This window comes from Ferdinandcohnia sp. SAFN-114 (assembly GCF_059415045.1).
In genome coordinates this window covers 19,012-37,068 of the sequence record NZ_JBPFDQ010000027.1, presented here as the reverse complement: position 1 = coordinate 37,068, position 18,057 = coordinate 19,012, and the positions used below count along the sequence as shown (strand labels likewise).

General features: G+C 36.2%; 18 protein-coding genes and 1 other RNA gene. 14 read left to right on the top strand and 5 right to left on the bottom strand.

Features of this window, described 5'->3' with window-relative positions:
• Positions 1–58 precede the first annotated feature (58 nt).
• From ACR65M_RS10750 to ACR65M_RS10705, 10 genes are all read left to right on the top strand, one after another.
• Positions 59–790 (top strand): UTRA domain-containing protein, encoded by a 732-nt coding sequence (locus ACR65M_RS10750; RefSeq protein ID WP_121449536.1) that lies wholly within the window; start codon positions 59–61, stop codon positions 788–790.
• A gap of 135 nt (positions 791–925) precedes the next feature.
• Positions 926–2,401, top strand: coding sequence for an arylsulfatase (locus ACR65M_RS10745; protein WP_341332602.1), 1,476 nt, complete (start codon positions 926–928; stop codon positions 2,399–2,401).
• A 265-nt stretch (positions 2,402–2,666) separates the two neighbouring features.
• Complete coding sequence (speD, locus tag ACR65M_RS10740) at positions 2,667–3,476, top strand: adenosylmethionine decarboxylase (protein ID WP_341333574.1); 810 nt, start codon at positions 2,667–2,669, stop codon at positions 3,474–3,476.
• A gap of 256 nt (positions 3,477–3,732) precedes the next feature.
• Positions 3,733–3,870, top strand: a complete 138-nt coding sequence (locus ACR65M_RS10735) for an FbpB family small basic protein (RefSeq protein WP_341332601.1) — start codon at positions 3,733–3,735, stop codon at positions 3,868–3,870.
• A gap of 65 nt (positions 3,871–3,935) precedes the next feature.
• The gene (locus tag ACR65M_RS10730) at positions 3,936–4,643 is read left to right on the top strand and encodes a TerC family protein (RefSeq protein ID WP_341332600.1); all 708 of its coding nucleotides are present in this window, start codon (positions 3,936–3,938) and stop codon (positions 4,641–4,643) included.
• A 140-nt stretch (positions 4,644–4,783) separates the two neighbouring features.
• Positions 4,784–5,365, top strand: coding sequence for a TetR/AcrR family transcriptional regulator (locus ACR65M_RS10725; RefSeq protein ID WP_341332599.1), 582 nt, complete (start codon positions 4,784–4,786; stop codon positions 5,363–5,365).
• Positions 5,366–5,407: 42 nt separating this feature from the next.
• Complete coding sequence (locus ACR65M_RS10720) at positions 5,408–6,376, top strand: SDR family NAD(P)-dependent oxidoreductase (RefSeq protein ID WP_440273306.1); 969 nt, start codon at positions 5,408–5,410, stop codon at positions 6,374–6,376.
• Between the two features lie 180 nt (positions 6,377–6,556).
• Positions 6,557–8,881 carry an RNA polymerase recycling motor HelD gene (helD, locus tag ACR65M_RS10715; protein ID WP_440273301.1) on the top strand — a complete coding sequence of 775 codons (2,325 nt, stop codon included), beginning with the start codon at positions 6,557–6,559 and terminating at the stop codon, positions 8,879–8,881.
• 110 nt (positions 8,882–8,991) lie between these two features.
• Positions 8,992–9,135, top strand: coding sequence for a hypothetical protein (locus ACR65M_RS10710; protein WP_165918292.1), 144 nt, complete (start codon positions 8,992–8,994; stop codon positions 9,133–9,135).
• 95 nt (positions 9,136–9,230) lie between these two features.
• Positions 9,231–9,809 carry a DNA-3-methyladenine glycosylase I gene (locus ACR65M_RS10705; protein WP_440273300.1) on the top strand — a complete coding sequence of 193 codons (579 nt, stop codon included), beginning with the start codon at positions 9,231–9,233 and terminating at the stop codon, positions 9,807–9,809.
• A gap of 932 nt (positions 9,810–10,741) precedes the next feature.
• Here ACR65M_RS10705 and ACR65M_RS10700 read toward each other — a convergent pair.
• Positions 10,742–10,885: a hypothetical protein gene (locus ACR65M_RS10700; protein WP_440273299.1), complete on the bottom strand. Its 144-nt coding sequence runs from the start codon at positions 10,883–10,885 to the stop codon at positions 10,742–10,744.
• A 116-nt stretch (positions 10,886–11,001) separates the two neighbouring features.
• Between ACR65M_RS10700 and proC the strand changes: the two genes are divergently transcribed.
• From proC to ACR65M_RS10685, 3 genes are all read left to right on the top strand, one after another.
• Positions 11,002–11,811: a pyrroline-5-carboxylate reductase gene (proC, locus tag ACR65M_RS10695; RefSeq protein ID WP_341332594.1), complete on the top strand. Its 810-nt coding sequence runs from the start codon at positions 11,002–11,004 to the stop codon at positions 11,809–11,811.
• Between the two features lie 407 nt (positions 11,812–12,218).
• Positions 12,219–13,142: a VanW family protein gene (locus tag ACR65M_RS10690; protein WP_341332593.1), complete on the top strand. Its 924-nt coding sequence runs from the start codon at positions 12,219–12,221 to the stop codon at positions 13,140–13,142.
• An 84-nt stretch (positions 13,143–13,226) separates the two neighbouring features.
• A complete protein-coding gene (locus ACR65M_RS10685; RefSeq protein WP_341332592.1) occupies positions 13,227–14,144 on the top strand; it encodes a ketopantoate reductase family protein in 918 nt (305 codons plus the stop codon).
• An 899-nt stretch (positions 14,145–15,043) separates the two neighbouring features.
• On the opposite strand, the gene ACR65M_RS10680 is transcribed toward ACR65M_RS10685, so the two are convergent.
• Together ACR65M_RS10680 and ssrS are read right to left on the bottom strand one after the other, a co-directional pair.
• Positions 15,044–15,484, bottom strand: a complete 441-nt coding sequence (locus tag ACR65M_RS10680) for an OsmC family protein (RefSeq protein WP_341332591.1) — start codon at positions 15,482–15,484, stop codon at positions 15,044–15,046.
• 129 nt (positions 15,485–15,613) lie between these two features.
• Positions 15,614–15,797: non-coding RNA, 6S RNA (gene ssrS / locus ACR65M_RS10675), on the bottom strand.
• 118 nt (positions 15,798–15,915) lie between these two features.
• Here ssrS and ACR65M_RS10670 point away from each other — a divergent pair.
• The gene (locus ACR65M_RS10670) at positions 15,916–16,842 is read left to right on the top strand and encodes an alpha/beta hydrolase (protein ID WP_440273298.1); all 927 of its coding nucleotides are present in this window, start codon (positions 15,916–15,918) and stop codon (positions 16,840–16,842) included.
• A gap of 92 nt (positions 16,843–16,934) precedes the next feature.
• On the opposite strand, the gene ACR65M_RS10665 is transcribed toward ACR65M_RS10670, so the two are convergent.
• A complete protein-coding gene (locus ACR65M_RS10665) occupies positions 16,935–17,024 on the bottom strand; it encodes a YjcZ family sporulation protein (protein ID WP_121449455.1) in 90 nt (29 codons plus the stop codon).
• A gap of 155 nt (positions 17,025–17,179) precedes the next feature.
• A complete protein-coding gene (locus ACR65M_RS10660) occupies positions 17,180–18,052 on the bottom strand; it encodes a sulfite exporter TauE/SafE family protein (protein WP_440273297.1) in 873 nt (290 codons plus the stop codon).
• Between the last annotated feature and the right edge of the window lie 5 nt (positions 18,053–18,057).

Genomic DNA, 18,057 nt, shown 5'->3' with positions numbered 1-18,057 from the left:
TATATCCTAATATAAGGTATAGTTGTATATATAATTATTAGGAGGCAGATTAAATAGAATGGACCGTTTGCAGCATGAAAGTTTTATTCCCCTTTACCATCAATTAAAAGAAAAAATAAAAGAATCAATTGATAGTGGGATGTGGAAGGTAGGAGATAAAATTCCTTCTGAAAATCAATTGATGGAACAATTTGATATTAGCCGAAATACTGCAAGGAAAGCAATTGAAGAGTTAGTACAGGAGGGAATTTTGTATCGAACTCAAGGGAAAGGGACATTTATTGCAAGACCAAAGCTAGAGCAATCTTTAACTGGATTTTATAGCTTCAGTAAAGTGTTAAGGGAAAAAGGAATGAATCCGAAGGATATTATCCTTGGAATTGATGTTGTAGAGCCTAAGCTAAAGGTGAGAGAAGCTCTACAAATAGCAAAAACGGAAAAAGTAGTTGAAATAAAGCGTCTTCGATGTGCAAATGATAAACCGTTTATATTAGAATCATCATATATTCCTAAGAGTCTAGTTACTGATATGGAATGCCTAAAGGATATTGGTAAAGTTTCGCTTTATGATTTGCTTGAAGAGAAATTTAATATTCGAGTGACAAAAGCAAAGGAGGCATTTGAGCCTGTCTTAATTCGTGATTATGAAAGTGCTTATTTTAAAATTAAGGAAGGTCTACCGGCATTACTATTAGAACGTGTGGCCTATGATTTGTCTGGTAAACCAGTTGAATTTTGTAAATCCATCATTCCTGGAGATAGATGCCGTTTTTATACTGAGTTAACTTAGAGTATGCAGGAAGAACTCATAGAAAAAATTCGAACTATGAGTTTTTTTAAAACTACTCATACCAACAACCCACCCTTTTGAATTAGGGGTAATTATAGAAGCGGTAATAACGAAAGCTATTTTGGAGGATAAAAGATGAAACCTAATATCCTATTGATTATGGTTGACCAAATGCGAGGCGATTGCTTAAGTATTTTGAATCATCCAGTTGTTGATACCCCGAATATTGATCAACTAGCAAGAAACGGAGTAATTTTTAAAAATGCCTACTCAGCTACACCGACTTGTGTTCCTGCTAGAGCCTCGTTGCTAACAGGAATGTCTCAAACCTCAACCGGTAGGGTTGGTTATCAAGAACGGGTTCCTTGGCAATATGAACATACACTTCCTGGAGAATTAGCGAAAAATGGATATCATACACAATGTGTTGGAAAGATGCATGTTTATCCTGCGAGAAATCTTTGTGGGTTTCACAATGTTGTGTTGCATGACGGCTATTTACATTATAATCGATTTAAATATCAGAATTTTGAGTCGGAGTCATTTAATCTAACTGGAGATGACTATTTACCCTGGTTAAGAGAACGGGCAGGCTCTCAGGTAGATTTAATTGATTTAGGATTGGATTGTAATGCCTCAACAGTTGCAAGGCCATGGCATCTTGCTGAAGAATTACATCCAACTAATTGGGTGGTTTCTCAGTCAATTGATTTCTTGAGGAGAAGAGACACAACAAAACCATTTTTTTTGAATATGTCATTTGTTAGGCCACACCCTCCTTTTGATCCACCGCAAGTGTTTTATGATATGTACAAAGAACTGGATCTTCCTGATCCTGTTGTTGGTGAATGGGCTGATACAGAAGATATTCAAAGAGAGGGATATAACCCAATCACATTAAAAGGTAATGTTCCCAAGAATAGATATAAGAGGGCACAAGCGGGTTATTATGCTCTTATTACACATATTGATTATCAAATTGGGAGATTTCTAAATGCAATGGCTGAGTATGGTGTTTTACAAGATACAGTTATCGTATTCGCTTCTGATCATGGGGAGTTATTAGGAGACCATAATTATTATCGTAAAGCACTCCCTTATGAGGGGAGCGCCAAAGTTCCATTTATTCTTTCAGACCCGGGGAATAAATTAAAATTAAAGCAAAATAGTACCAAAAATCAGGTTGTCGAAATAAGGGATATTATGCCAACTCTTCTTGATGTAGCTGGTGTTGAGATACCTGAAAGTGTAGACGGAAAAAGTGTGTTACAGGCGTGTGAGGAACCTTCCACTAATTGGAGAACGCATATTCATGGTGAGCATGCTTATGGTTCTTTATCACATCATTACCTAACGAATGGTAAGGAAAAATACATTTGGTATAGTCAAACTGGAGAAGAGCAGTTATTTGATTTAATAGAAGATCCGAATGAATGTAAAAATTTAGCCATAAACAATGAATACACTGATAAGCTTAAGTATTGGCGTAACAAACTAATTGAAGAATTAGGTGGGCGTGAAGAGGGTTATACCGATGGCATTAATCTAATTGTTGGAAAGAAACCAAAAAGTTGTTTAGATCATCTCATTAAATCTCTCACATCATCATAATTAGCTAACTTTACTATAACTTTAATAGAAACTTAATTCTTTATTCATAGTTTGTTCATATTTACACCGTAAGATAAAGACATGGAAAAGATAAGCTTTTTCATACCCCCCTTTTAAATGATCATATCGTTACAGTGTCCGGCTTTTTAGCCGGATTTTTTTTTGCGCAAAATGAAAAATCTCATTAATGTGCATAGATTTTCACGAATCAACCAATATAAAAATATGGAAAAAATAATAAAAGGGGGAGAAGTATATGAAACATATGGAGATGAATTCGAACCAGATATTAGACTTACATGGTTTCAATAATCTTACGAAATCGCTAAGCTTTAATATGTATGATATTTGCTATACAAGTTCTCAAGAAGAACGAGATGCATATATTGAATATATTGATGATGTCTATAACGCAGACCGATTAACCGAGATACTAAGTAATGTTGCTGATATTATAGGTGCTAATATTTTGAATGTCGCAAAGCAGGATTACGTTCCCCAAGGAGCGAGCGTAACAATTTTAGTATCAGAGGGACCAGTAAATGATCCAACAAAGGATGTATTTGAAGAATCTCCTGGTCCAATACCAGGATCAGTCGTTGCACAAATGGACAAAAGTCATATAACGGTTCATACCTATCCGGAATCTCATCCAGATGAAGGTATTAGCACTTTTCGGGCGGACATCGATGTTTCAACCTGTGGAGAAATATCCCCTCTAAAAGCATTAAATTATATGATCCAATCGTTCGAAACCGATGTGATGACGATTGATTATCGTGTTCGCGGATTCACAAGAGATGTGACAGGACATAAACTATTTATTGATCATGAAATAAATTCGATACAAAACTATATACCAGAAGATATACAGGAAATGTATCACATGATTGATGTGAATGTGTACCAAGAAAACATCTTTCACACGAAATGTAAATTGAAGGAGTTTGACCTGGAACACTATTTATTTTTCAGTAATACAAGGGAAAAACTAACACCGGAAGAGGAATTAGTGATTGCTGAAAAATTGATTACAGAAATGGATGAAATCTTTTACGGAAAAAATATAAGATAATCGTTGACAAAAATATAAACATTGTATAAAATTAATTATATAATAAATATTGTGAATAGTGTTCTCCTAAAGGGGAGTAGCTTTTACAGCAAAGTCGTCATTTCAGAGTGTCGCCACTCTCGGCTTTGTTGGCAACTAACGTTGTTAGCAAGACCTTTACCAGATTACGGTAGAGGTCTATTTTTATGACCTTTACCTCATGAGGTAAAGGTCATTTTTGTTTTTTAGTACAAATAGTAGTGAGGTGAGAAGAGTAATGCTTAAGAGAAAGATAGAAACAGTGTCAATTGAAGACTTAATTAAAAAGAACAAAGAAGAGATTTTGAAAGACAAAAAAGAACTCGAAAAAATCGAAAAACGTCTTGATGATAAACGTATGGCAATAATCAAGTAGTTTATTCTAGTAAAGGGCATTTCCTAATTTTATAGAATAAAAGAAAAATAGAAGGGAGATTTTTGATGGAATTCTTAAGCGCCGAATTTTTTTCCGCACTCTTAATTATTATTGCAATTGATTTAGTATTAGCGGGGGATAATGCTATTGTTATCGGCTTAGCAGCAAGAAATTTACCAAAAGAACAACAGAAGAAAGCAATTATTTGGGGAACTGTAGGTGCCATTGTCATAAGAGCTGCAGCGACTTTAGCTGTGGTGTGGCTCCTTGAAATTCCAGGACTACGATTAGTAGGTGGAGTACTTCTTGTATGGATTGCTTATAACCTGTTAGCAGATGACAAAGGCCATGAAATAAAAGCTGTTGGCAGTTTCTGGGCAGCCATTCGTACGATTATCATTGCTGATGCACTAATGGGTCTTGATAATGTATTAGCGGTTGCAGGTGCTGCTCACGGTAACTTCTTACTGGTTGTGTTAGGACTAATAATTTCAGTTCCAATTATGGTTTGGGGAAGTACATTATTTATTAAATTAATTGATCGTTTCCCGGTCATTATTACAATTGGTGCTGCTATATTAGCCTGGACTGCATCTAAGATGATTGTTGCAGAACCTTTCTTAGGTTCAGTTTTTAGTAATGGTTTTGTGAAGTATGGCTTTGAGTTAATCGTAGTTGCTGCAGTTGTAGCAATTGGTTATATGAAACAGAAAAAAGCTGCAAAAGAAGCTGAAGAGCAGCAAGAAAAACAAGTTTTAAGTAAAGCAGAATAATCGAAGGCGGACTCTCAAAAGGGTCCGCTTTTATATTGTATTGCAATTATATAAAAATGTGCATGGAAACGATTGACATCTGGTTAAAACTGGACTATATTTATAATTGAACAGTGGTTAATAAAGGAGATTTGTTTTTAATGTCACCAAGAAAACAGGTTCAAGAGGAATTATCACGAGAAAAAATAATGGATGTTGCCCATGAATTATTTGTTCAAAAAGGCTACCAACATGTTTCAATGCGTCAAATTGCAAATAAATTAAATTATAGCCATGGCGCGATTTATTATCATTTTAAAAATAAAGCTGATTTATTTTATGCAATGGTTGTGCAGGACTTTGACATGCTGAACGGTGTTTTACAGCAAATCATGAATCAGAACTTACCACCAGAAGAGAAAGTTAAGAAAATTTTATTAGGGTATATTGAATTTGGACTTTCAAATAAAAGCCAATATGAATTAATGTTTTTAATTAATGATGAAGAGGTAAAAAGCTGTATTCAACAGGAACCACTCGAAAGCTATGGAATGTTTGCAAATGCAATCTCTAGTTTAAGTAACCAAAAATCGAGCATTCAGGATATTTGGTCTATTTTCTTATCGATTCATGGTTTTGTTACGCATTATTGTAGAAGCAACCAATCCTATCATGATGTGAAAACACTAGCGGAGTCTCATGTTGAATTTATTTTAAAACCAATATTAAATGGGGAAGTGTAAAAGACTTTCCTATATTTTTTACACCTTATTGACCGATGGTTAATAAATAAAAAGGAGAGGGTTCGGATGAAAAAGGCATTAGTATTAGGCGCATCAGGTGGAATGGGATATGCGATTGTTAAAGAGTTGATTGAGAAAGAAATTGAAGTAATTGCTTTTGCTCGTTCAAAAGAAAAATTAGAGAAGCTATTTAAAAACAGTGAAAAAGTACAAATCGTTACAGGGGATGTTTTTGATGTGAGAGATCTTATGAATGCGGCGAAAGGTATTGATGTTATTTTTCATGCGATCAATATACCGTATAGTGAATGGTATGATAAACAGCCAATTCTAATGAGAAATGTCGTTCAAGCAGCTGAATTATCAAATAGCAAGCTTGCAATCGTTGATAATATTTATGCATACGGTCGCGGAATTACTCGTAAAGTAAATGAAGAGCATCCTAAAAATCCTCATACAAAAAAAGGAAAGATAAGGGTGGAGCTCAGTAATATAGCATTTCAAGCAAATGTACCAGTACTTATCGCGCATTTTCCAGATTTTTATGGACCTAACGCCGTAAATGCGATGTTGACTTACACGTTCGATAAAATGGTTCAAAATAAAAAGGCAATGTTCGTTGGAAATCAACAAAATGCAAGGGAATATATTTATACTCCTGATGGGGCAAAGGCAATTGTAGAGCTAGCGATATGTGATAAAGCATATGGGCAAAGTTGGAATATTCCTGCTGCAGGAGTTATCACTGGTGAAAAGATCATTAGTATTGCAGGAAGTCATTTACATTATAAAAAATCTGTTTCTACTATAACAAAGGGAATGATTCAATTCTTAGGGATTTTGGATAAACAAATGAGAGAAGTTGTAGAAATGCTGTATTTAACAGAGGAACCAGTGGTATTAGATGGTTCAAAATATGAGAAGGAAATCGGCCCTCTACCAGCAACACCATATGAAGAAGGCATTAAAAGGACCTTAGACTTTATGAAGAGTAACCTGAGTAATAACTGAAAAAACATTGAAAAAGACAGAACGACATGATATGATGTCATTGTTCTGTCTTTTTTTGAAAGATATAAATAAATGCGTTCAAATTACCCTATTATAATTTTATAACAATATTTTTTGTTTGTCAACTATTATCAATATCAGGGTAGAGACAGAAGTTCACTTATACGAGGAGTGGTGTTCATGGAAAAAAATAATCCAGACTGGATTCAGGAACAAGACAGACTTGAAGATGTACTGGAGGTCATTGACAGTAAGAAATCAACCATTGAATCAAAGGTGGGCGGCGCAAAAAGTGAACTAGTCGACCTTCGAAAAACATTTTGGGAAGATGTAACTGTCAATCTTGATGAACCTGATGACGTCATTGAAACATTTCAAAGTATTAAGCAGCAATCCGAACTATTGGGTGAACGTGAAAGAAATCATCGATTGATTCATAAGCAAATCAAAGTTCTTGAAAGACTAAAAGACTCACCATATTTTGGCCGATTTGATTTTTGGGAAGAGGGAGAAACAAAAGAAGAGAAAATATATATTGGGATTGCATCCCTATTAGACAAAAATGACGAGGATTTTTTAATATTTGACTGGCGAGCACCGATTTCTAGTATGTATTATGATTATTATCCTGGTCCAGCAAAATATGAATCCCATTTTGAAAAAATTCAAGGGGAAATGACTTTAAAACGTCAATTCATTATCAAAAATAGTATGATGAAAAGTATGTTTGATACGGGTGTCACAATTGGGGATGAAATGCTTCAAGAGGTGCTCGGTAATAATGCGAACACACAAATGAAAAGTATCGTTGCCACTATTCAACGTGAACAAAATAAAATCATCCGAAATGAAAAAAGTCGTTATTTAATTGTTCAAGGTGTGGCTGGATCAGGGAAAACGTCAGCTGCATTACAAAGGGTCGCTTACCTACTTTATCGTTATCGTGAACAGCTTAACTCAAGTAATATCATGCTATTTTCACCAAATCCTCTTTTCAACAGCTATGTTGCGACTGTTCTGCCGGAACTTGGGGAAGAGAACATGCAGCAATCTACATTCCAAGAATATGTCGAGCATCGATTAGGCACCCTTTTTGATGTGGAGGATCCATTTTCCCAAATGGAATATTTATTAACAGCAATGGATCAATCTGAATATAATGTGAGGCTTAAAGCAATAAACTTAAAAGCAAGCACTGGGTTTATGAAACTAATCGATTCTTATGTAAAAGAACTTGGCGAAAAAGGACTTCTTTTTAAAAATATTCTTTTTAACAGAAAAAAAATTATCTCAAAGAACGCGATTCAAGAATACTTCTATACATTGGACCCAGCCATCTCGATTCCAAATCGATTGACCAAGGTAACAGAGTGGTTAATGAAGGAAGTTATTAAGTTCGAACGAAAAGAACGTAAAAAGGATTGGGTTCTTCAAGAAGCTGAATTAATGGAGAAGGAAGACCATCTCGAAATCTTTAAGCAATTACAGAAAAAGCAAGAGTTTTCGGAGGATACCTTTGATGATTATGAACGTGAGGAAAAATTAATCGCTAAGGAAATTGTACGAAAGCATTTTAAACCTATCAAAATTGCGATTAAAAAATTGGATTATCTTGATATTAAAGGACTATATAAGCAATTATTTTCTTATGTGAATGAACAAAAATTATCAGAGGATTGGAACGAAATCTGTTCGTACACCATGAAACAGTTGGAACAAAACCATTTAAATTATGAAGATGCAACCCCATTTTTATATTTACAGGACTTAATCGAGGGGAAAAAGTCGAATACTGGTATCCGTCATTTATTCATTGATGAAGCCCAGGATTATTCTCCGTTCCAATTCGAATATTTAAAGCAGCTATTTCCAAACTGTCGGATGACTATTCTTGGAGATTACAATCAAGCGATATATGCACATTCCATGAATGCACCAACATTATTATCTCCAGAGCTTTATGAGGAAGAGAAATATGAAGTTATTCAGTTGAAAAAAAGCTACCGTTCTACAAAAGAAATTGTTGAGTTTTCTAAGGGCATTGTCGCTGGCGGAGAGGACATTCAAGCCTTTAACCGTTCAGGATCGCTTCCGATACTTAAAGAAGTGGACACCAAGGATAAACTTCACAACGAAATTCTAAATCAAATTAGAGATCTTCAAGAGAAAGGCCATGAAACGATTGCGGTCATTTGTAAAACTGCAGTAGAAAGTAACGAAGCATTTCAGGCATTACAAGATAAAATACATGTCCGCTTAATGAGTCAGGAGACGTATCAATTTGATAAAGGTGTTTTAATTTTACCAACGTATTTAGCAAAGGGAATCGAGTTTGACGCCGTCATTATTTATAACGCATCAAATGACGTTTACGGAAGAGAATATGAAAGAAAGCTTTTTTACACAGCCTGCACAAGGGCTATGCATGAACTACAGCTTTTTTCAATTGGACAACGAAGCTTTTTCTTTAATGGAATCGATAAAGAAAAATATTTAGAAGTATAAAAAAGAGTCGGCATATGCTGACTCTTTTTTATTTGGATATTATTAACGTGAAAAAACCGCGGACGAATAGATAAAAATAAGAAAAAGATTATTCAATAGGAGGTTAAAAAATGACGACTAATTGTTTTTATTGCCAAGATCCTTTTGAAAACGAAAGATTTCATTATGTTGCATTTGTTAATGTTGAAGGTGAACGAGAAGAAACATTATGCAAGGAATGCTATAAAGAATGGCTTGAAGGGATAAAAGAATAAATCGGAGGTAAATAAAGGAATAAAGGGGAATCTCCTTTATTCCCACTCTTCTGGTATAATCCTTATTAAAAGGAAATAGAGGGTGGGGATAGTTTTTGAAAAGATGTGGGTGGGTAAATGATGATCCTATATATATAGATTACCACGATCACGAATGGGGTGTACCTGTTTACGATGACCGTTTGTTATTTGAATACTTAAACTTAGAGGGGGCACAGGCGGGGCTTAGCTGGTACACCATTTTAAAAAAGCGAGAAAATTACCGTAAAGCCTTTGATCATTTTGATCCGGAAAAAATTGTGACATATGATGATAAGAAAATTACCGAATTATTGTCGAACGAGGGAATCGTTCGAAATCGGCTTAAAGTAAATGCAGTTGTCACAAATGCAAGGGCGTTTCATAAAGTCGTAGAAGAGTTTGGAAGTTTCCATACATACATTTGGTCATTCGTAGGTGGTAAACCGATAATAAACCATTTTAGTACCTTAAGTGAAGTGCCAACCACTACTGAAATTAGCGACAAACTAAGCAAGGATTTAAAAAAGCGTGGTTTTAAATTTGTTGGTTCCACCATTTGCTACGCATTTATGCAAGCAACAGGGATGGTAAATGATCATCTAATAAGCTGTCATTGTTATAGTCGTACAGAACAAAGAACTACCATTAATTGAAAAAAGGTTCCGATTCATAGTGTGAAATAGTAAATCATAATGCGTGAATTCACAAACGAATTCACGCATTAATTTTATTGATAATATTTAGGTTTAATGCTTATTTAAATAAATCAAATTCACATATGTCGCAACTTCGGACACAGCATAGCTGATTTTGCGTTTGCATGTCCGAAGATACTTCAACTTCGGACACAGCATAGCTGATTTTACGTTTTCATGTCCGAAGATATCACAACTTCGGACACAGCATTGCAGATTTTACGTTTGCTTGTCTGAAGATAGTTCAACTTCGGACACAGCATTGCTGATTTTACGTTTGCTTGTCTGAAGATAGTTCAACTTCGGACACCTCATTGCTGATTTTACGTTTGCATGTCCGAAGGTACTACAACTTCGGACACCCCAGTGCTGATTTTACGTTTGCATGTCCAAAGATACTACAACTTCGGACACCCCATTGCTGATTTTATGTTTGCTTGTCCGAAGATACTACAACTTCGGACACAGCATTGCTGATTTTACGTTTGCATGTCCGAAGGTACTACAACTTCGGACACAGTAGCTTATTTTTCACTATTGCTTGTCCGAAGATAGTTCAACTTCGGACACAGCATTGCTGTTTTTACGTTATCTTGTCCGAAGATACTACAACTTCGGACACAGCATTGCTGTTTTTACGTTTGCATGTCCGAAGACACTACAACTTCGGACACCCCAGCTCATTTTTCACCTATGCTTGTCCGAAGATTCCCCAACTTCGGACACAACCTGCTCATATTTCCCAATGCATGTCCGAAGCTTTTCCGATTTTTATCTCTCAGTAGCTTTTTTTATTGTTAATTGACATTAGAAATCATGTGCAACTTATCATGATAAATTGAACTATTCAACTCAGACCGAACTCAGTGAAGCATTCCAGGAGTCTTTTATTACATGACCGGATCATCTTCTTCGTCTTCATATAATGATCCGAGTTCTTGTTCACTGTGAATCATTGTATTTGTAAGGTCATGCCAGCCTGTATACCCAAAGACGGTATCAAGGAGTCTTTCAAATCGATACATCTTTTTCACCTCTTTTTTTGGATTATCTTAACCGCTCTTTCCAATTCTATGCACGGGTCATCTAAGTTTTTTTATTCTTAGAACTTCTCTATAATGGAAAAAGTAGAGGATAGAGGAGGTACAACATGGACAAACAAATTGGTTTTATTGGATGTGGAAAAATGGCCCAAGCTATGATACAAGGGATCATCGCTTCTGAAGTGGTCACTCCACAACAAATTATTGTGAGTGCAAAAACTGAAAAAACATTGCAATTCGTAAAGAAAACATACGAGGTCGGAACTTCATTGAAAAATATAGAAGTAGCTACACATGCTGATTATTTATTTCTGGCCGTAAAACCAGATTTATATGCTGAGGTAATTAATGAAGTTAAAGAGGTCGTAAAAGAAGAGGCGATCATCATTACAATTGCAGCTGGGATAACGCTTGATTTTATCGAAAACCAATTTAAAAAACCTATAAAGGCAGTTCGCTCCATGCCTAATACACCTTCATTAGTTGGCGAAGGAATGAGTGCACTTTGCGAAAACTCATATGTTACGACTGAAGATTTATCAGAAATCACCCAACTATTTGACGGTTTTGGAAAAACTGAGGTTATCGAAGAACGCCTTATGGATGCCATTCCTGCAGTAAGTGGATCATCACCAGCCTATGCTTATTTGTTTATTGAAGCTTTAGCAGATGGAGCGGTTATGCAAGGAATTCCTAGAAAACAAGCTTATAAACTTGCATCACAAGCAATACTTGGCGCAGCAAAAATGGTATTGGAAACCGAAAAACATCCTGGCGAACTAAAAGACGATGTGTGCACACCGGGTGGCTCAACGATTCAAGCGATTGCAACCCTTGAAGAAAGGGGCTTTCGCGCGGCTATTATCGCAGCGATGGAAAGCTGTACTCGAAAATCAAAGGAACTATCTCAAGAATAAAAGTTGGCTTATTTTTGTGATTCTCATATAAAGAAAAAACTGCAATCAAATGTCTCTGATTGCAGTTTTTTTAGTTGATTTGTTCTTTAGAAAGAACGTATAATAAAAATATGACAAATATTTCAAAAGTTAGTAACAAATACAAGCTATTCAACGTCTAATGAGGTGAAAAAGGTTATTTTCTTCTACTGCTAAACTACTATTCTTACCACTACATTCACTTCCATCTATCAAACATCTCAGTCTATATCCCTAGTACGAGAAGGAATTTAAATACTTACAGTAAATTGGAATATATTCATTTTTCATTAATAAGATTCCATTGTAAGTTCTTTTGTTAGCCATTCTTAATATTTGTAACATTGTCCAAAGAAAAGAAAGACAATTAAACTATGGGAGAGAGTAATTTGAAGAAAACAACTTTGCCATTATTATTAGGTGTACTATTAATGAGTGGGTGCAGTCTCATCGAAAAAGAACCAGTGACTGTAGAGCTTCATCAGGTAGCGCCTGTTGAAGTAATTGAGACAAAGCAAGGCGTTGATGTACGGGAAGTTTCTATCATCGATCCTCGAGATAACAGTGTCATTGAAGTTCTGAACATGGATGAATATCAAAATGAAGAAGAATTAAAAGCAAAAGCAATACAAATAGCAAGTGATTTAGCAGCAACGATTGATCGACCAATGATACCTGCAAAACTTAGTACTTCTGGAGAATTACAACAAGGTCAAAGCCAAATGATATTAAAGGAAGATGAGCTTGTCACTAGATTACTAGATAATTCGATTTTTAATAAGCAAGTTATACTTCCGATTGAAGAAACAAATCCAAATGTTACACAAGATCAAGTACAAGGTATTAATGAAGTTGTGCTTGGAAGCTTCACAACGTATTTTGATGCTTCTGTAGAAGGAAGAAGCTTTAATATCAAAAAGTCTGCAGATCAAATTAATGATATAGTATTGGGACCTGGGGACCGTTTCTATTTCAATACAGTAGTTGGAAATGCCTCAAAAGAAAATGGCTATGCGCTTGCGACCGTAATCGTGAACAAGGAATTTGTTCCTGGATATGGGGGAGGAGTATGTCAAACTTCTAGTACTCTATATAATGCGGTTGCAAAGGCGGGACTTGAAATGATTGAGGTCCATCACCACTCAAAACCAGTTGGTTATGTTCCAGTTGGGCATGACGCGACAGTTGCGTATCCGTATTTAGACTTTAAGTTTTCAAATAATCGTCCATATCCAGTGGTATTGAAATCGGCTGTAAAAGGCGGTTCACTTACTATCGAAGTTCGTTCCGCAGCAAATTATGTATCTAACTAAAAAATGAGAGATTAAGAGACCAGTACTTATCTGGTCTTTTTTTGCTATAATATAATACAGTCATAATGAAAGGGGTTGCAGAATTTGAGAATACTAGTTGTAGGAGCTGGGGCAATTGGTGGCTACTTTGGAGGACGCTTATTGGAAAAGGGGGAAGACATTACTTTCCTGGTTCGTGAAAATAGACAAAAACAAATCCAAAAACATGGGCTTCAAATTGAAAGCATCCATGGAAATGTGACACTTCAACCGAAAACAATTAAATCGGGTGATGAGGCAGGTCCATTCGATGTTATCATTCTTTCAACAAAACAATATCACCTTGAAGGTGCCTTAGAAAGTATTGAGCCATATGTAGGCAAGGATACAATGATTCTTCCGCTCTTGAATGGTTACAGTCATGTGGATGTCATTAAATCCAGGTTTAATACCCGAAATGTAATTGGTGGTCTATGCTTCATAGAATCAACTTTGGATTCCGAGGGGAAAATCATTCAGACAAGCCCAGGTCATCGTGCTTTATTCGGTGAGTTTTCAGGAGAAAGAACGAAGCGTATTGAAATTCTGGCAGATGTCATGTCTGGAACGAAAACAACGATTCAATTAAGCGATAATATTGATCGAGAGATGTGGCATAAATATATGTTTATCACAGGTTTTTCAGGCATTACAACGTTAATGAGATCAGCAATTGGTCCAATTCGAGAAGAACAGAATGGTCAAAAGCTTATTCAAAACCTTTACAAAGAAATCGGTTCTGTGATGAGAGCAATTGGTGCACCTATTGATCAGGACATAGAGGAAGAACATTTAAAAACAACGAATTTATTGAGTTATGATATGAAATCATCGATGCAGCGTGATATGGAAAAAGGTTTTGACGTAGAGGCTGATCAATTACAAGGTTATTTATATAAAATTGCCCAGGAAAAAGGCATCGAAACTCCATTATTAGAGATCATCTATTCAAACTTAAAGGTATATCAAGCTCAAAGAGGATAAGACAAGCAATAATGAAAAATGAGCAGGTGTGTCCAAAGTTGTGGTATCTTCGGACAAGCAAGGGAAAATCAGCATTGCTCTGTCCGAAGTTGTGGTATCTTCGGACAAGCGAAGGGAAAATCATCACTGGTGTGTCCGAAGTTGTAGTATCTTCGGACAAGCAAGGGAAAATCAGCATTGCTCTGTCCGAAGTTGTGGTATCTTCGGACAAACAAAGGTGAAAAATGAGCAGGTGTGTCCAAAGTTGTAGTATCTTCGGACAAGCAAAGGTGAAAAATGAGCAGGTGTGTGCGAAGTTGTAGTATCTTCGGACAAGCATAGGTGAAAAATGAGCTGAGGTGTCCGAAGTTGTGGTATCTTCGGACAAGCAAGGGAAAATCAGCATTGCTCTGTCCGAAGTTGTGGTATCTTCGGACAAGCAAGGGGAAAATCAGCACTGGTGTGTCCGAAGTTGTGGTATCTTCGGACAAAAATAGGTGAAAAATGAGCAGGTGTGTGCGAAGTTGTAGTATCTTCGGACAAGCATAGGTGAAAAATGAGCTGAGGTGTCTGAAGTTGTAATATCTTCGGACAAGCAAGGGGAAAATCAACACTGGTGTGTCCGAAGTTGTAGTATCTTCGGACAAGCAAAGATGAAAAATGAGCTGAGGTGACCAAAGGTGTAGTATCTTCGGACAAACGAGGGGAAAATCAGTACTTTGGTGTCCGAAGTTGAATAATCGGAATGGGAAAGGTAGTGTGAGCGCACTGCCTTTTTTATTTTTGATGAATTACTGTCAATAATCATGATTTACTACCGATGTTCACAAAATACTGCCACTACATAATTCAGAAATAAACACCCCTTTTTTGGTTTGCCACCAATTAGCAGTATCCCTAAAAGGGGTGTAACGAACTAGCTAATCAATAACGTTAACAACAGGTTCAACGGATACCTCAACATTTCCTTTCAGTGTTTGTGAAATAAAGCAGGCTGTCTCTGCACGGTGTGCAAGTTGAATTAATTTTTCTTGTAATTCTTCGTCAGCTTGTTTCACATAAATAACTAGTTTATGGACAATCTTTTCAAAGACTAAGCGCTTTCCATTCTTTCCGACTGTCCCTTCTGTTTCAACATCGAGATGAGTGTATTCAATATTACGATTAGACAAAATAGCCGCAAGAGTAAGCATATAACAATTTGTAGCTGCTGCAATTAGTAATTCTTCAGGATTTGCTCCTTTACCCGGACCGTCGAGTTGTTTTGGTGCGGAAACCACTGTATGAAGTCCATCGGTGGTAATCGTCCCTTCCCCGTTTCTATTCCCAGTCCACGTACCCTTCACTGTAAAAAGACTCATATTTTCATCCCCTCATCATTTTTCTCATCTACCCCTTCTATTATATGCACAAAAAATGGAAACAAGAAAGAGATATATAAGGGAAACAAAAAGCTGATTCCGCACGAACGGAATCAGCTTTATCACAAAGGGAATGCCACAAATGCCGTCCCCATATTGTTTCTCAACCTGCACTCTGACAGGTGGGTGTTTGCATAACTTGCGTCACCTTCCACAAAAGGAAATGGCATGGTGTTGCAGGTTAGTCTCTTAAACTCCCAAGATTTTAGTATTCGGTTGAAACAATACTAGGAAACTAACATCACAGCATTTGTTGTTTATGACTTTATTTTACCGAACCCTCCAGTAAATGAAAATAGGCGGTTGTTACCAAATCTATATCTATTTGCCTAATTCATTTCATATAATAGATATAAAAGGAGGCTATACAGATGAAATGTACGGATTTTACATTTTTAACGAATGATGGTATCACGATATTCTATAAAAAATGGGAAACTGAAGGTAATATATCGCCAAAAGGCGTTATCCAAATTGCTCATGGGATGGCTGAGCATATTGAGCGTTATGATTTATTTGCAAAAGCGTTAATACAAGAAGGATATGTCGTCTACGGAAACGACCATCGGGGCCACGGAAAAACGGGAAAAAACGCAAGCCTGATGGGCTTTTTTGCAGAGGAAAATGGATTTGATCTAGTCGTTGAAGACATGCTCCACCTAACAAATATCATTAAAAAGGATTATCCGAACAAACCCATTTTTTTATTCGGACATAGTATGGGCTCATTCTTGTCTCGGAGATACATACAAACGTATGGTGACCAATTGGCTGGTGTTATTCTATCGGGTACAGGAGGCAATCCCGGACTTATTGGGCAGGTTGGAATTGGCATAGCAAAGCTTGAAATGAAACGAAAAGGAAAGAGAACAAGTAGTTCCCTTATGAACAAGCTTACGTTCGGTAGTTATAATAAAGCTTTTACACCGACTCGAACTGAGTTTGATTGGCTAACTAGAGACGATAGTGAGGTAAATAAGTATATAGAAGACCCACTCTGTGGTGGAATTTTCACAGCAGGCTTCTTCTATGATCTCGTTAGTGGGGTAGCAAAAGTAAATAAACACAGTGCAAATGGTAATATACCTAAAGACTTACCGATGTACTTTTTGGCAGGTGATAAAGATCCGGTTGGTAATTTTTCAAAAGGAATTCTCCAAGCTGCAGATATGTATATAAAATTAGGCATCAAGGATGTAACCGTGAAACTCTATGAAGATAGTAGACATGAAATTTTGAATGAATTTAATAAAGAAGAAGTGTTTACGGATGTCATCAACTGGTTGAATAGGTATTAATAAAATAGGGTTCCAAAGGCCTTTGCCTCAGAAACCCTTAATGAGGAGATATAATAGGGATACACGTGGTGGATTCGCTTAAAACTTATAGATTAATATCTAACATAAGAAACACCAACAATGATTAATAGGATAAATAGAACTACGATTAACGCAAAGCTGCTTCCGTATCCACTGCTCATATATAGCACCTCCTTATTTAAAGAGATACTACATCGTATGGTAATACAACAAATTTGAAATGGACGAACATGGAGATGTTGAAAAAAAGGGTTTAACCTATTTTTTGCATGTAAAAAACAAAAACAACATCCACTAGATATATAGGGATGTTGTTTTAACTAACTTCCTTTTCCTTAAGACGTACCTTAAGAGTATGAAGTAAAAAATGTAAAAGCATATAGAGGCAATAGGAGAACAGTATTAGTAATCCAAGAAGGTCCATTTGAAACAACTTTAGTAATAAGCTCAACCCGGTAGCAATATACAAACCAGCTAAGAAGTGACGAACCTGCTTATCCTCATACACTTTTGTAACTCTTGCACCAAGCTGACCACCAATTAATGCCCCAACGATAAGACTCCCGATAACACCAAAATCAAGTTCAACTGTAGATGCATATGTGGTAAAACCTGCTATTACAATCATAAATACACTTAGCAAGCTTGTACCAACCGCATACTTTGGTTGAAAGGCGAGAACTCCAATCAATAAAGGAACTATAATAAATCCTCCGCCTACACCTAATAAAGTTGAAATAAAACCTGCGAATAAACCAATTAACACAATCTTCACATATGAATATTTGGTATTATGAATGGTTTGCACTTTACTTGACGAATTACTCACAAGTATTGAAATTGAAAAATATAAAATAAGTGCAATATACATCAATGGAATTATAGTATTTTCCAACTGAAGCTTTCCAAGTAATAATACAAATGGGTGAGCAAGTTGAGTGGCAATAATTCCACTTATCCCAATCATAATCGATGTTTCCCATTTAATATTTTTTAGGCGAAAATGTGCAAAAACACCAGAAAGTGATGTTGCAACTGTATATAAAAGGCTTGTTGCGATTGCTATAACCGGAGAAAATCCCATTAGAATTAATGTTGGTGTAAGAATAAAGCCACCGCCGATACCAAAAAAGCCCGACATTACTCCAACACAAAGACCTAATATGAGGTAAATAAGTAAGTCCTGCAATGGCA